Annotated in this window: 16 protein-coding genes; 10 read left to right on the plus strand and 6 right to left on the minus strand. The window is 59.7% G+C overall.

Going from position 1 to position 13,616, the window contains the following annotated elements; genetic code table 11:
• Window positions 1-93 precede the first annotated feature (93 nt).
• Window positions 94-1,098 carry a DNA-binding protein gene (locus tag AC07NR_RS07940; RefSeq protein WP_495078283.1) on the plus strand — a complete coding sequence of 335 codons (1,005 nt, stop codon included), beginning with the start codon at window positions 94-96 and terminating at the stop codon, window positions 1,096-1,098.
• Here AC07NR_RS07940 and gorA read toward each other — a convergent pair.
• A complete protein-coding gene (gene gorA / locus AC07NR_RS07945; protein ID WP_248740571.1) occupies window positions 1,095-2,453 on the minus strand; it encodes a glutathione-disulfide reductase in 1,359 nt (452 codons plus the stop codon). The two genes, AC07NR_RS07940 and gorA, sit on opposite strands and share 4 nt — an antisense overlap.
• A gap of 129 nt (window positions 2,454-2,582) precedes the next feature.
• Window positions 2,583-3,422 (minus strand): UTP--glucose-1-phosphate uridylyltransferase GalU, encoded by an 840-nt coding sequence (galU, locus tag AC07NR_RS07950; RefSeq protein WP_007912230.1) that lies wholly within the window; start codon window positions 3,420-3,422, stop codon window positions 2,583-2,585.
• Window positions 3,423-3,669: 247 nt separating this feature from the next.
• Here galU and AC07NR_RS07955 point away from each other — a divergent pair, with 247 nt between their 5' ends.
• Complete coding sequence (locus AC07NR_RS07955) at window positions 3,670-3,858, plus strand: hypothetical protein (RefSeq protein ID WP_305832807.1); 189 nt, start codon at window positions 3,670-3,672, stop codon at window positions 3,856-3,858.
• 139 nt (window positions 3,859-3,997) lie between these two features.
• Window positions 3,998-4,294 (plus strand): hypothetical protein, encoded by a 297-nt coding sequence (locus tag AC07NR_RS07960; RefSeq protein WP_248740572.1) that lies wholly within the window; start codon window positions 3,998-4,000, stop codon window positions 4,292-4,294.
• Between the two features lie 3 nt (window positions 4,295-4,297).
• Here the strand turns inward: AC07NR_RS07960 and AC07NR_RS07965 are convergent, their stop codons facing one another.
• Complete coding sequence (locus tag AC07NR_RS07965) at window positions 4,298-4,528, minus strand: hypothetical protein (RefSeq protein ID WP_085710032.1); 231 nt, start codon at window positions 4,526-4,528, stop codon at window positions 4,298-4,300.
• A 72-nt stretch (window positions 4,529-4,600) separates the two neighbouring features.
• The gene (locus AC07NR_RS07970; protein ID WP_134827072.1) at window positions 4,601-4,957 is read right to left on the minus strand and encodes a hypothetical protein; all 357 of its coding nucleotides are present in this window, start codon (window positions 4,955-4,957) and stop codon (window positions 4,601-4,603) included.
• A gap of 212 nt (window positions 4,958-5,169) precedes the next feature.
• Between AC07NR_RS07970 and AC07NR_RS07975 the strand changes: the two genes are divergently transcribed.
• The 5 genes from AC07NR_RS07975 (at window position 5,170) to ada (ending at window position 8,301) form a co-directional block, all read left to right on the plus strand.
• Window positions 5,170-5,472, plus strand: coding sequence for a DUF1883 domain-containing protein (locus AC07NR_RS07975; RefSeq protein ID WP_007958929.1), 303 nt, complete (start codon window positions 5,170-5,172; stop codon window positions 5,470-5,472).
• 28 nt (window positions 5,473-5,500) lie between these two features.
• Window positions 5,501-5,677 carry a hypothetical protein gene (locus AC07NR_RS07980; protein WP_158593095.1) on the plus strand — a complete coding sequence of 59 codons (177 nt, stop codon included), beginning with the start codon at window positions 5,501-5,503 and terminating at the stop codon, window positions 5,675-5,677.
• Between the two features lie 92 nt (window positions 5,678-5,769).
• Window positions 5,770-6,483, plus strand: coding sequence for a 2OG-Fe(II) oxygenase (locus tag AC07NR_RS07985; protein WP_495078284.1), 714 nt, complete (start codon window positions 5,770-5,772; stop codon window positions 6,481-6,483).
• A gap of 5 nt (window positions 6,484-6,488) precedes the next feature.
• Entirely contained in the window at window positions 6,489-7,145 is a 657-nt protein-coding gene (gene alkB / locus AC07NR_RS07990; protein WP_495078285.1) for a DNA oxidative demethylase AlkB, read from the plus strand.
• Between the two features lie 88 nt (window positions 7,146-7,233).
• Entirely contained in the window at window positions 7,234-8,301 is a 1,068-nt protein-coding gene (gene ada, locus AC07NR_RS07995; RefSeq protein ID WP_305832805.1) for a bifunctional DNA-binding transcriptional regulator/O6-methylguanine-DNA methyltransferase Ada, read from the plus strand.
• Here ada and AC07NR_RS08000 read toward each other — a convergent pair.
• Together AC07NR_RS08000 and acuI are read right to left on the minus strand one after the other, a co-directional pair.
• Window positions 8,298-8,756: a GyrI-like domain-containing protein gene (locus AC07NR_RS08000; protein WP_248740577.1), complete on the minus strand. Its 459-nt coding sequence runs from the start codon at window positions 8,754-8,756 to the stop codon at window positions 8,298-8,300. The two genes, ada and AC07NR_RS08000, sit on opposite strands and share 4 nt — an antisense overlap.
• A gap of 61 nt (window positions 8,757-8,817) precedes the next feature.
• The gene (gene acuI / locus AC07NR_RS08005) at window positions 8,818-9,801 is read right to left on the minus strand and encodes an acrylyl-CoA reductase (NADPH) (RefSeq protein WP_495078286.1); all 984 of its coding nucleotides are present in this window, start codon (window positions 9,799-9,801) and stop codon (window positions 8,818-8,820) included.
• A 179-nt stretch (window positions 9,802-9,980) separates the two neighbouring features.
• On the opposite strand from acuI, the gene AC07NR_RS08010 reads away from it, so the two are divergent.
• A complete protein-coding gene (locus AC07NR_RS08010; RefSeq protein WP_495078287.1) occupies window positions 9,981-12,428 on the plus strand; it encodes an autotransporter in 2,448 nt (815 codons plus the stop codon).
• A 108-nt stretch (window positions 12,429-12,536) separates the two neighbouring features.
• Window positions 12,537-13,598, plus strand: coding sequence for an NAD(P)H-dependent flavin oxidoreductase (locus AC07NR_RS08015; RefSeq protein ID WP_495078288.1), 1,062 nt, complete (start codon window positions 12,537-12,539; stop codon window positions 13,596-13,598).
• Window positions 13,599-13,616: the final 18 nt, after the last annotated feature.

A 13,616-nucleotide genomic window follows, 5' to 3' on the forward strand; every position in this document is an offset into this window, starting at 1 on the left:
CCCGTTTATCTTGAAACATTTAACTTTATTTTCAGCATGGTACACTGCGTACTTTGGTGGCATGTACCACAGTACGTAATCGTAGGAGCATATATGGCCCGTGGCGGCGTTAACAAAGCAGTAGTCCAGATCGCGCGCTCAGCGATCCTCGCCCGTGGCGAACACCCAAGCATCGACGCAGTACGCATCGAGCTGGGGAATACCGGATCGAAAACCACGATTCATCGCTATCTGAAGGAGCTGGATGACGGCAGCGCACCGGCGGATCCTTCGGCAGAACCCATCGATGACGAGCTCCTGGCACTCGTCACGCGCCTCGCACAACGCCTGAAAGAACAGGCACAGGACCCGATCGATCAGGCGCGCGAACAGTACGAGCAACAACGCCAGGCGCTGGAATCTGAGCTGAATCAGCTTCGTCAGGACCATGCGCAGCTGGAGAAAAAGCACGACATCCAGGGCGCAGCGCTAACGAAAGAGTCCGAAGTCTTGAGCGACACCCGCTCGATGCTGCAAACCGAACAGACACGCAATGCCGGCCTGAATCAGGCGCTGGCAGATTTCGAATTGCGCTTGCAGGACAAGGACGAGCAGATCCGCTCGCTGGAAGAAAAGCACTTGCATGCTCGAGATGCGCTTGAACACTACCGCAATGCCGTTAAAGAGCAGCGCGAACAGGAACAGAGCCGTCACGAAAGTCAGGTTCAACAATTGCAGATGGAGTTGCGTCAGGCGCAGCAAAGTGCGCTGGTTCGTCAGGACGAAATCACTCAATTGCACCGTGACAACGAACGCCTGCTGACCGAGAACCGTGGCACGCTGCGTGAACTGAGCCTGCTGCAGGACCAGCTCAAGCACAGCAATCAGCGTCAGGATCAACTGCTGGAGCAAGCGACGCGTGTCGACAGCGAGCGCACCCTCCTCCAGGAACGCTTGCGCGTGGCGCTGCTGGAAAGTCAGACGCTCAAGCAGAACGTCGACGAGCAGTCGCAGCTCAATCAGTCATTGGAGAAGGAATTGACCAAGGCGCAAGACAGCCTGCGCCTGGCCACCACCGTTGCGGCAGCGCCAGACGCAGCAGAGGCGAAAAAGACTTAAGCGCCGACCGGCGTACGCATGGTGACAAACTCTTCGGCCGCCGTCGGGTGCACCCCGATGGTGTCGTCGAAGTCACGCTTGGTGGCGCCAGCCTTCAGCGCGATCGCCAGTCCCTGCACGATCTCGCCGGCATCCGGCCCGACCATGTGGCAGCCCAGCACCTTGTCGGACTTGCCATCGACCACCAGCTTCATCAGCGTGCGCTCCTGGCATTCGGTCAGGGTCAGCTTCATCGGGCGGAAGCGACTTTCGAAGATCACCACATCGTGCCCCGCTTCACGCGCTTCTTCTTCGGTCAAACCGACAGTGCCGATGTTCGGCAGACTGAATACCGCTGTCGGGATCATCTTGTAATCCACCGGTCGGTATTGCTCCGGCTTGAACAGACGTCGCGCCACCGCCATGCCTTCAGCCAGCGCCACCGGCGTCAGCTGAACGCGACCGATGACATCACCCAGCGCAAGAATTGACGGCTCGGTGGTCTGGTATTGCTCGTCGACCTTGATGAAACCTTTGTCGTCGAGCTGTACGTCGGTATTTTCCAGCCCGAGATTGTCCAGCATCGGACGCCGGCCAGTGGCGTAGAACACGCAATCTGCTTCCAGCACGCGACCATCCTTGAGGGTCGCTTTCAGGCTGCCATCTGGTTGCTTGTCGATCCGCTTGATATCGGCATTGAACTGCAGATCCATGCCGCGCTTGGTCAGCTCTTCCTGCAGATGTTTGCGCACCGAACCGTCGAAGCCGCGCAGGAACAGATCACCGCGATACAGCAACGTGGTATCTGCACCGAGACCGTGGAAGATGCCGGCAAATTCGACGGCGATGTATCCACCACCGACGACCAGGACGCGCTTCGGAAGCTCTTTCAGGAAAAACGCCTGATTGGAGCTGATGGCATGCTCATGCCCCGGGATTTCCGGAATCTGCGGCCAGCCGCCCGTGGCGATCAGAATGTTTTTTGCAGTGAAACGCTCACCGTTGACCTCGACTTCATGCGGGCCAACGATTTTCGCGTGCGCTTCGTGCAGGGTCACGCCACTGTTGACCAGCAGATTGCGATAAATGCCGTTCAGGCGATTGATCTCGCGATCCTTGTTGGCGATCAGGGTCGCCCAATCAAAGTCCGCTTCGCCCAGGCTCCAGCCGAAACCGGACGACTGCTCAAAGTCTTCGGCGAAATGCGCGCCGTACACCAGCAGCTTCTTCGGCACGCAGCCGACGTTGACGCAGGTGCCGCCCAGATAACGGCTCTCGGCCACCGCCACTTTCGCGCCGAATCCGGCCGCAAAACGCGCAGCACGTACACCGCCGGAACCGGCACCAATCACATAAAGGTCAAAATCGTAGGCCATTTCTTTCTCCTCGGCAGGGGATCAGCATACCCGCCGTCGTCCTTTGGGCAAGCACTCCTGCCGATATAGGGGCGGAAAATGAAAAAGCCACCCGAAGGTGGCTTTTTCGTACAGACAGGTCAGGCGCTATCAGTAGGCCTTGCCGGTCTTGTAGAAGTTTTCGAAGCAGAAGTTGGTTGCCTCGATGTAACCCTCGGCACCACCGCAGTCGAAACGCTTGCCCTTGAACTTGTAGGCCATCACGCAGCCGTTCTGGGCCTGCTTCATCAGGGCGTCAGTGATCTGGATTTCACCACCCTTGCCTGGCTCGGTCTGTTCGATCAGGTCGAAGATGTCCGGGGTCAGGATGTAACGACCGATGATCGCCAGGTTCGACGGCGCGTCTTCCGGCTTTGGCTTCTCGACCATGCTGTGTACGCGGTAGATATCGTCGCGGATCATCTCGCCGGCAATGACGCCGTATTTGCTGGTTTCTTGCGGATCGACTTCCTGAATGGCAATGATCGAGCAGCGGAACTGCTTGTACAGCTTCACCATCTGGGTCAGTACGCCGTCGCCTTCGAGGTTGACGCACAGGTCGTCCGCCAGCACTACCGCGAACGGCTCATCACCGATCAGCGGACGACCGGTCAGGATCGCATGGCCCAGGCCTTTCATTTCAGTCTGACGGGTGTAGGAGAACGAGCACTCGTCCAACAGCTTGCGGATACCGACCAGGTATTTCTCTTTGTCGGTGCCCTTGATCTGGTTTTCCAGCTCATAGCTGATGTCGAAGTGGTCTTCCAGGGCGCGCTTGCCACGGCCGGTCACGATGGAGATCTCAGTCAGACCAGCATCCAGAGCTTCTTCGACGCCGTACTGGATCAGTGGCTTGTTTACCACCGGCAGCATTTCTTTGGGCATGGCCTTAGTCGCTGGAAGGAAGCGAGTACCGTAACCGGCTGCTGGGAACAAGCATTTCTTGATCATATAAGTCCTTGAAAGGGCTGTGTGTACGAGTTTCGGCGCAGTCTAATCAGGCGGCGTGCACCTTACAATGCCCCGCACTGGCTAACCGATGTCAACATAGAGAAATATTCTGGCGGATAGTTCAATCCGCACGCAGAAGCTGCGCATTCAGCGTAGCCCAAAGATTCAGGAACACCGCATCGAACCGCGCCTGCTCGCCCGTTTCCCGTTATCATGACGCCTTTGAACCAGCCAACGAGGCCGCTAGATGTCCGCAGCAAAAATCATCAACGGGTACACCGTCGCCAAGGCAAAAGATGGCCAGTGGCATATCACCGCCGCCAACGGCGAAGATGTGTCCGGCCCATTGCCCACTGAAGCGATGGCGGTTGAAGTAGCCGCGGTGCTTGATTACACGCCTCCCTCGCCGAAGCGTCGCGGCAAGGATCAAGACTGATCGGCGACCACAAATCCCGGCCCTGCCACTGTGCAGGGCTTTTTTTGGCCCGCACACAAAGACGTGGCCAATCGCTATAACCTTTTCGCACCGGCGCTGTCATAGCGTCTAGCCCTCTCCTTCCGAAGACGACATCGCCATGAACATCCGTACCCTGCACCGCATGCTGCCACTGATTGCGCTTCTGGCCCTGGCCGGCTGCGCCACGTCCGAAACGACTTATCTGAACAATGGCGAACAAGGCTTGAGCATCGACTGCTCCGGCGAGGCGAACTCCTGGGCCAGTTGCTATGAAAAGGCCGATGCCTCCTGCGCCGGAACCGGCTATCGCATCGTTGGAACGGAAGGTACGCCTGCGTCGAAGGAAAGCGACAAGACACTGGGTGTCGACGTCGGCAATTACAAGACTCGCAGCGTCGTAGTGGTCTGCAAGTAGGTTTTACATGTGGATTTCGGCGAACTTGATCCCCAGCCCGCGAACGACCTCAATCAGGTCATCCAGACGGCCAAACGATTCGACTTCGTCGTTTTCATCCACCAGAAAATAACTGCGCCCGGCGCTCTTCTTGAAAAACACGATCCACTCACCCGGATTCGCCGGGTTCTGAATCACATGTGTGGCTGCAATCAACCCTTCTTTATGGCGCTCGCGCACCTGCTCCCGCTTCATGCACATCTCCAGAAATGACAATGCCGCCCAAGCGTGGCCTGAACGGCATCAATACCGATGACTGACAGTTTATCAGCCGGAAATGCACACCGTGGCGGCATTGCGAACATCCCGAGGACGTATCGGCACATTGGACATGCGTTCATGCAACTTGATACTGCTGCCGCCGGAGCGATCCTCGATGTCAAACACCGCCGCCGGGCCGGATGACAATTTCCCCGGCACGATCACCCGAACCCCGTCCTTGTGCGGCTCCATTTGCAAGGCCCCGCGGCTTTGCGCCAGCTGGTCAGCCAGGCACTGCGCATATTCGTGGGGCTTCTTGCCGGAAATGACGTTCATGGTCGGCAATGTCTCGTTAATCTCCGAAACGCTTGCACAACCACCCATCGCCAATGCCAACGGCACAATGACCACACCCCACTTCATACAGAATCTCCTATAAAGACCGTCGGACAGCACGAATGCCAATTTTCTCCGAGGCTCATTGCATTTAACGCACATGGAATCGCGAATAACTGTTTTTAATTGTCAAAGCAGCGCCCGACGGCCGGATAATAACCTGTCCGGACTGATAAACTGCCGCCAATCGACCTTGCTATCGTTTTGATTTTGTAGAAAAAGCCCTTCTGGAGGCGCCCATGAAATTTATTCACCAGCGCGAGCACCTCAACGAAGACGACATCGTCGTCATCCAATGCTCGCAAACCTGCAACATCCGTCTGATGAACGACGCCAACTTCCGCAGCTTCAAGAACGGCGGCCGTCACACCTACCACGGCGGCGCCTTCGACACCTTTCCGGCCCGCATCACGGCGCCGAGCACCGGTTTCTGGAACATCACCATCGACACCGTCAACCGCCGCGCAATCAGCGTGACCCGCAAGCCGACCCTGACGCACTCGATCAAGATCATCCGTCGTTCCAGCTCGAAACTCAGCTGATCGCCCCCCTCAATACAATCAGGTAAGCATGACCGTGGCTCAAACGACCAAATACGTCATCAAGTACAAACTCAACGGCGAGCGCCGCTTCGAATTCGCTCAGCTGGAAAACGGCACGCCGGAAGAAGCCAAGGCTGCGCTGGATGCCCTGCATGGCCAGAGCGGCGACGTGATCAGCGATATCAGCGTCAGCAAGGCCTTGTAAGGCACGGGTGACAATTCGACCGCAAGCGCCGGAGTGTTCCGGCCTCGCGGGCTGCCTAGACTGATCACTTGGACAAGCACCAAGGAATCAGCATGCCGATGTCACCCGAATCGCCCCTCGATACGCTCGACTGGGTCGCGCTGGAACAACAGCTGGATCAGGACGGCTGTGCCGTTATCCGCTCGTTGTTGCGCCCGGAAACCTGCGAGCGCCTGAGAGCGCTTTACCCGCAAAGCGAACCGTTCCGCTCGCAAGTCATCATGGCCCGCCACGGTTTCGGACGCGGCGAGTACAAATATCTGCGCTATCCGCTGCCTCCATTGGTGGAGCGCCTGCGCAGTACGCTTTATCCGCATCTTGTTCCCCTGGCCAACCGCTGGCACGAACGAATGGGTTTGCCGCAACGATTTCCACCCCTGCACAGCGAGTTTCTCGCGTGCTGTCACGCCGCCGGTCAACTGCGGCCTACCCCGCTCTTGCTGCAATACGGCCCGCAGGACTACAACTGTCTGCATCAGGATTTGTACGGCGAACACGTCTTTCCACTGCAAGTGGCGATTCTTCTGTCAGAGCCTGGCGAAGATTTCAGCGGTGGTGAGTTCGTCCTGACCGAACAACGTCCGAGAATGCAGTCTCGGCCGCTGGTGATGGACCTGAGAAAAGGTGACGCCTTGATCTTTGCCGTCAACCAGCGTCCGGTCAAAGGCGTGCGCGGCGATTATCGGGTCACCATGCGCCATGGCGTGAGTCGCCTGCACAGTGGAAAACGGCATACTCTCGGCATCATCTTTCACGACGCAACCTGACCATCATGCACAGCAATTTCGACCTCTTCGCCGACACCGAGCAGCCACCCCGCTCCGAGCAGATTGGAGAGCAATCGTGGGTCTTGCGTGGCTTCGCCCTGTCCCGTATCGAGCAATTGCTGCCGGCGCTGGAATCGGTCATCGAACGTGCCCCGTTGCGGCACATGATGACGCCCGGAGGCTTCAGCATGTCCGTTGCCACCAGCAGCTGCGGCGCTTTGGGCTGGATCACCGATCGCAGCGGTTACCGCTACTCGGCCGAAGATCCAATCAGCCACCAGCCCTGGCCGCAGATGCCTGACGTCTTTCGCGAATTGGCCCTGGCAGCGGCGAAGCAAGTCGGATTTTCCGACTTCATACCGGATTCCTGCCTGATCAACCGCTATGTCCCCGGCGCGAAAATGTCTTTGCATCAGGACAAAGACGAACATTCCTACGCCGCACCTATCGTGTCCCTGTCATTGGGCTTACCCGCCATGTTCCTGTTCGGCGGCTTCGCCCGCAGCGACAAGAGTCAGCGCATTTCGCTGTTGCACGGCGACATGGTGATCTGGGGCGGCGTCGACCGGCTGCGCTATCACGGCGTCCTGCCGATCAAACACGGCCGGCATCCGCAACTGGGCGAACAGCGTTTCAACCTGACGTTTCGCACCGCTGGATAACCTCACGGAATTTGACCGCAAGGGCCGGAGTGTTACGGTTGGCGGCACTGGTTAACCTGAAATTCAACAGGTCAACGGACTCTCCATCATGAAAACGCTTTCGACCCCTTTGAACACTCAAGACGATCCACGCTGGGCCGCTGTCGTCGCCCGCGACCCACGTGCGGACGGCCAGTTTGTCTATGCCGTGAAGACCACCGGCATCTATTGCCGCCCGAGCAGCCTGGCGCGCCTGCCGAAGCCGCAGAATGTCGAATTCTTCGACACCGCCGAAGAAGCCGAAGCGGCGGGATATCGCCCCAGCAAACGGGCGAGCAAGGATCAAAGCGACGTGGCCGCGCAACATGCCGCGACCGTAGCAGCGGCCTGCCGGCAGATCGAAAGCGCCGAAACCCTGCCGGCACTCAACGAACTGGCAGAAGCCGCCGGCCTTAGCGCCTTCCATTTCCATCGGGTCTTCAAAGCCGCCACCGGCCTGACACCCAAAGGTTACGCCGCCGCACATCGCTCCCGCAGAGTGCGGCAACGCCTGGCGGATGGCGACTCGGTGACCGATGCGCTGTACGACGCCGGTTTCAACTCGAACAGCCGCTTCTACGAATCCGCAGACCAGTTGCTGGGCATGAAGCCCGGCGACTTCCGGGCCGCCGGGCAAAACAACGACATTCGTTTTGCGGTCGGCCAATGCTCGCTCGGCGCCATTCTGGTGGCACAGAGTGACCGGGGGATCTGCGCGATTCTGTTGGGGGACGATCCTCATCAGCTTGTCTGTGACCTGCAGGATCAGTTTCGCCGGGCAAACCTGATCGGGGCTGATGCCGAGTTCGAACAACTGATCGCCCATGTCGTCGGTTTCATCGAAGCACCGGCCATCGGCCTCGATCTGCCACTGGATGTGCGGGGCACCGCGTTTCAGGAACGGGTCTGGCAGGCACTGCGCGAAATTCCGGTTGGCAGCACCGCCAGTTACGCCGACATCGCACAGCGCATCGGCTCACCCAAAGCGGTTCGGGCGGTGGCCCAGGCTTGCGGCGCCAACAGCCTCGCGGTGGCGATCCCTTGCCACCGCGTGGTGCGCAGCGACGGCAATCTCTCGGGCTACCGCTGGGGCGTGGAACGCAAGCGTGAGCTGTTGTCCCGGGAAACCCGGTCTTAACGAATGCCGATGTAGATGGCTACCGACTCGGGGCCAAGGTAGGCCTCGAAGTCGGTGGCGTAGCGGCGCTGGATCTGCGGATTGGCTTCGAAGTGTTTCCAGATCCGGCCCCAGGTGGCGATGACGGCGTCCGGCAATGCGCCCTGCCCCTGAAACACCAGATACTCGCCACTCTCGATCAGAATTGTTTCGAAATCGCTTTGTGGATCAACGACAGCAACGCCGGCGGTCACATCAAAGGCACCCGAGGCATCCGACTCGTAGGCCGAATACACCCCATAAATCGGCGACTCGGTCAGTTTGCCGGGAATGACCTCTGCCAGGTTCCTGCCGAAGAACTCGCCCCACATCGGGCCGATTTTCGCGGTCTCGGCCTTGTGTTCTGCGGCATTGGTGGTTCGAACGCGCAAGCCTGAAACCGTGAACGACTCAACGTGCTGTTGTTGTAAATCCATCGAAGTGCCACTCCCTTTTTTTGAAGTGCGGCCCGGCAGGTCCGCGATGGCGCTTAATGTGTCAGCGATTGACGTCCACGACAACCCGTCCGCGCAACTGTCCGGCGAGCAATTTCGGAGCAGCTTCGATCGCTTCGCTGAGGCCGATTTCGTGGCTGATCAGGGGCAACAGGGCGAAATCCAGATCCTTGGCCAGACGCGCCCAGGCCTCGATTCGGCGGGCCTTGGGCTGGGTCACGCTGTTGATGCCGGCCAGTGTCACGCCACGCAAGATGAATGGGGCCACCGATGCCGGAAAGTCCATGCCCTGAGCCAGACCGCATGCTGCAACGGTGCCTTCGGCGCGAGTACTCGCACAGGCATTGGCCAACGTATGACTGCCGACCGAATCGATCACCGCCGCCCAGCGCTCCTTCGCCAAGGGTTTGCCAGGCTCGGACAAGGCTGCACGATCAATGATTTCGCTGGCGCCCAGTCGCTGCAGATATTCATGCTCCGACACCCGCCCGGTGGACGCCACCACGCGATAGCCAAGTTTGTCCAACAAGGCAATGGCAAAGCTGCCGACCCCGCCGTTGGCGCCGGTGACCAGCACTTCACCCTGCTCTGGCGTCACGCCATTGCGCTCCAGCACCATGATGCACAGCATTGCCGTGTAGCCCGCCGTACCAATGGCCATGGCTTGCGCGGCAGTGAAGGCTTCTGGCAGCGGAATCAGCCAGTCGCCGTTGAGCCGCGCCTTCTGGGCCAGACCGCCCCAGTGGTTTTCACCCACGCCCCAGCCGTTGAGCAGCACCTGATCGCCAGCCTTATAGTCGGGATGCGAACTGACTTCGACCGTACCCGCCAGATCTATTCCCGGCACCATCGGGAACTTGCGCACCACAGGGCTGCTGCCGGTAATCGCCAGCCCGTCCTTGAAGTTGAGCGTGCTGTACGCGACGCGCACTGTCACATTGCCTTCGGGCAACTGCTGCTCGTCGATTGTCTGCAGGCTGGCGCGATAACCGCTGTCGTCTTTGTCGATCAGAATGCCGTTGAACATGACTGCCTCTCAGGGGAAGGATTCAGGGGATCGTGGCATTCAAATAGCACACTGCAACATTTTGCCCCACTCGACTTTCCGCCAATCGCTGAAACCGGCGGGTGATTCCAGATCAGGCGACTATGCTTTTTCGACTGCTTCCGTTTATCCCCGAGAAGCCTTTGTCGATGGAGCTGACAATGTCCCGCGCCCACCCTTTTCTTGCCTGTCTGATGCTCTGTCTGTTGGCATTCAACAGCGCGTGGGCGGCGCCTGCGGCCAAGACGGCAGACGCCGCTGCCGTTGAGCCGACGTGGCCCCAGGTCATCACCAGCGGCAAGTCAAAACTCACCGTGTACCAGCCCCAGCTCGACAGCTGGGACGGCTACACCTTGCAGGCCCGCGCCGCCGTCGAGGCGACCGATGCCGACGGCAAGGCGACTTACGGGATCGTCCAGTTCAGCGCTCATACACTGGTCGACAAGACGACTCGCTGGGTCATGCTCGACCAGTACAAGATCATCAAGGCCGACTTCCCCGCCGACGCCAATCAGGCCGACACCTGGATTACGACACTGCAAAACGATGCGGCCAAGCGCAAGAAAACCATTTCACTCGATCAATTGGAGGCTGCCGTCGGCGTACTGGCCGCCGAACAGAAAGCCGACACGGCGCCTCTGGAAAACACGCCACCGACCATCATCAGCTCTGATGTGCCGGCCATGCTCGTTTATATCGACGGTGAGGCCGCGTATCGCCCGGTCGACGGCACCGGATTGCAACGGGTCATCAACACTCGTCCTCTGCTGCTCAAGGACGGCCAGGGCAAACACTATCTGCACGTGTTCGACGGCTGGATGGTTGCCGATCAATTGACAGGGCCGTACACCCTGCTGTCCTCGCCTTCGGCGGATCTGGAGAAAGCCAAGAAAGCCGCGATCGAGAGCCGGCAAGTTGACCTGCTCACCGGGCAAAGCGATCCCAAGGACAAAGTACCGAGTCTGGCCAAACCGCCGCAGCCAAAAATCTTCGTGGCCACGACCCCGACCGAACTGATCGTCACCGACGGTGCGCCGCAGTGGCTGCCGATCCAGGGAACGCAATTGCTGTATGTCAGCAACACCACCGGGCACATCTTCAAGGAAATCGGCGACCAGAACACTTATGTGCTGATCTCTGGCCGCTGGTTCCGCGCCGCTGACATGAACGGCCCGTGGACATTTACCCCGGCGGACAAGCTGCCGGCCGACTTCGCCAACATCCCCGACGACAGTCCGAAAGAAAACGTCAAAGCCTCGGTCGCCGGGACACCGCAGGCGAAGGAAGCGGCCATTGCCGCCACGATCCCCCAGACGTCGGCGATCAAGAAAAGCGCGGTCAAAATGACTGCCCCGCAGTTCGATGGTGAGCCTCAACTCAAAGCCATCAGCGGGACACCGCTTCAGTATGTGATCAACAGCGCGACGCCAATCATCCGGGTCGATGAAAACAGTTGGTACGCGGTCGAGAACGGGATCTGGTTCGTTGCGACAGCGGTCACCGGGCCATGGACCGTCGCAGGCTCGGTTCCGGCGGTGATTTACTCGATTCCGCCGAATTCGCCGATGCACTACCTCACCTACGTCAAAGTCTATGAATCCAGTGGTGACACGGTCGTTGTCGGCTATACCCCGGGCTATCAGGGATCGACGCTGGATCCTGCGACCGGCGTCGTGGTTTACGGCACGGGCTATCCGTACACACCCTGGGTCGGCACTGTCTGGTACGGGCCGCCGGTGACTTACGGTTTTGGCGTCGCCATCCGCTACACGCCGTGGACGGGCTGGACCTTCGGTTTCGGCTTCGGCTGGAGTTGGGGCGGCAACACTGCCGCGATGGGTTGGGGCTGGGGCGCCTATCCATGGTGGGGCAATTACGGCTGGGGTTACGCGTGGGGGCCACACCTGTATCCGGCGCCGTTGGCCTGGGGAGGCGCAGCCTACGGATATCACGGCGGCGCCGTGGCCTGGGGCCCAGGCGGCTGGGCCGGCACCACCGGCAACATCTATCGGCAATGGGGCGACCGGGCGTCGGTCAGCCGCTATGGCGCGGGCTACAACGCCTGGACCGGCAACCGCTGGGCCGGTCAGGTCGGCTCTTCCTATAACTCACGCACCGGGATTGCGACTGCAGGTCAGCGCGGTGCGGTACACAATGTCTACACCGGCAACTATGCAGCGGGACACAGTGGTGAAGTGGTCGGGCCCAACGGCGGTGCAATTGCCGGAGGCCGCGTTACGGCAGGCAATGTTCGCAATGGCACGCAGGTTACGGCCAATCGTGGCGCCGTCTACAACCCGAACACCGGCAACACCACGCAGTACGGCGGTATCCATGGTCGCAACAGCGGCGCCGCGCGGGTTGGCGACAACGTTTACGCCGGGCATGACGGCAACGTCTACAAGAAAACCGATGATGGCTGGCAATCGATGGTCAAGGGAGGCGCGACACGAGCGCCGATCAACAACAATGCTCAGTTGCAGAACCTCAACCGCGATTCGGCGGCGCGTAACGTTGGCAATCAGCGGTTGAACAACTTCCACAACTCTTCGCAGTTCATGAACCATTCATTCGGTGGAGGCGGTGGTGGCGGATTTCATCGACGCTGAGCCGAATCCCGCAAGACTATAAATCTCGGCTGGCCCTGAACCCGGTTTTGCTGGTAAAAAAACCGGCTTCAGCTTCTCTGCCCTGCTTTGTCCTTCGGAGTCTTTTCCATGAACCAATGGCCAGATACGCGCATTCTCGACCTGCTCGGCATCGAACTGCCGATTATCCAGGGCCCTATGGCCGGTGCCACCAATTCGTCGATGGTGATTGCCGTGTGCAACGCGGGCGGTTTGGGTTCGATGCCGGCGGCGATGCTGAGCATCGAGCAATTACGCGAAGAACTGAAGGCCATCCGCCAGGGCACCGACAAACCGTTCAACGTCAATTTCTTCTGCCACCAGCCACCGGCCGCCGATGAGCAGCGGGCACGGGACTGGAAGAATCTGCTGGAACCCTACTACCGCGAACTGGGTGCCGATTTCGACGCTCCGACGCCAGTATCCAACCGTGCACCGTTTGATGCAGCCGCTTGCGAACTGCTTGAAGAGTTCCGCCCGAAAGTGGTGAGTTTCCATTTCGGCCTGCCGGAAAAATCCCTGCTGGACCGGGTCAAGGCCACCGGCGCGAAAATCCTGTCTTCGGCCACCAACGTCGATGAAGCTATCTGGCTGGAACAGAACGGATGCGACGCAATCATCGCCATGGGCTATGAGGCCGGCGGGCACCGGGGCATGTTCCTCAGCGATGACCTGAGCAGCCAGGTCGGGACCTTTGCCCTCGTGCCGCAAATCGTCGACGCGGTCAAAGTGCCGGTGATAGCCGCCGGTGCGATCGCCGATGCGCGAGGCGTCGCAGCGGCCTTCATGCTCGGTGCGTCGGCCGTGCAGGTCGGCACGGCTTATCTGTTTACTCCAGAAGCCAAAGTCAGCGCCTCTCATCACAAGGCGCTGCGCACGGCAAAAGACAGTGAAACAGCGATCACCAATCTGTTCACCGGGCGCCCGGCTCGGGGAATCCTGAATCGAGTGATGCGCGAAGTGGGTCCGATGTCGGACAAGGCACCGGCGTTTCCACTGGCCGGCGGTGCTCTGATGCCCTTGCGCGCCAAGGACGAGGCCGACTTCAGCAACCTGTGGGCGGGCCAGGCGTTTACGCTGGGCAAGGAGTTGAGCAGTGCTGAACTGACCCGGCAACTGGCGGAAGGAGCGCTCGCGAAACTCGCTCGGTAAAGGCACGGCAGACCGAGG

The sequence above is a fragment of the Pseudomonas sp. GW821-FHT09C09 genome (assembly GCF_059418105.1).

Bases quoted from the DNA above. Each gene is read 5' to 3' on its own strand.
- AC07NR_RS08015 (WP_495078288.1), top strand. From the start codon at position 12,537: ATGAACCAATGGCCAGATACGCGCATTCTCGACCTGCTCGGCATCGAA.
- AC07NR_RS07965 (WP_085710032.1), bottom strand. From the start codon at position 4,528: ATGAAGCGGGAGCAGGTGCGCGAGCGCCATAAAGAAGGGTTGATTGCA.
- gorA (WP_248740571.1), bottom strand. From the start codon at position 2,453: ATGGCCTACGATTTTGACCTTTATGTGATTGGTGCCGGTTCCGGCGGT.
- AC07NR_RS07970 (WP_134827072.1), bottom strand. From the start codon at position 4,957: ATGAAGTGGGGTGTGGTCATTGTGCCGTTGGCATTGGCGATGGGTGGT.
- AC07NR_RS07975 (WP_007958929.1), top strand. From the start codon at position 5,170: ATGAAATTTATTCACCAGCGCGAGCACCTCAACGAAGACGACATCGTC.
- AC07NR_RS07940 (WP_495078283.1), top strand. From the start codon at position 94: ATGGCCCGTGGCGGCGTTAACAAAGCAGTAGTCCAGATCGCGCGCTCA.
- acuI (WP_495078286.1), bottom strand. From the start codon at position 9,801: ATGTTCAACGGCATTCTGATCGACAAAGACGACAGCGGTTATCGCGCC.
- galU (WP_007912230.1), bottom strand. From the start codon at position 3,422: ATGATCAAGAAATGCTTGTTCCCAGCAGCCGGTTACGGTACTCGCTTC.
- alkB (WP_495078285.1), top strand. From the start codon at position 6,489: ATGCACAGCAATTTCGACCTCTTCGCCGACACCGAGCAGCCACCCCGC.
- ada (WP_305832805.1), top strand. From the start codon at position 7,234: ATGAAAACGCTTTCGACCCCTTTGAACACTCAAGACGATCCACGCTGG.
- AC07NR_RS07985 (WP_495078284.1), top strand. From the start codon at position 5,770: ATGCCGATGTCACCCGAATCGCCCCTCGATACGCTCGACTGGGTCGCG.
- AC07NR_RS08000 (WP_248740577.1), bottom strand. From the start codon at position 8,756: ATGGATTTACAACAACAGCACGTTGAGTCGTTCACGGTTTCAGGCTTG.
- AC07NR_RS07980 (WP_158593095.1), top strand. From the start codon at position 5,501: ATGACCGTGGCTCAAACGACCAAATACGTCATCAAGTACAAACTCAAC.
- AC07NR_RS07960 (WP_248740572.1), top strand. From the start codon at position 3,998: ATGAACATCCGTACCCTGCACCGCATGCTGCCACTGATTGCGCTTCTG.
- AC07NR_RS07955 (WP_305832807.1), top strand. From the start codon at position 3,670: ATGTCCGCAGCAAAAATCATCAACGGGTACACCGTCGCCAAGGCAAAA.
- AC07NR_RS08010 (WP_495078287.1), top strand. From the start codon at position 9,981: ATGTCCCGCGCCCACCCTTTTCTTGCCTGTCTGATGCTCTGTCTGTTG.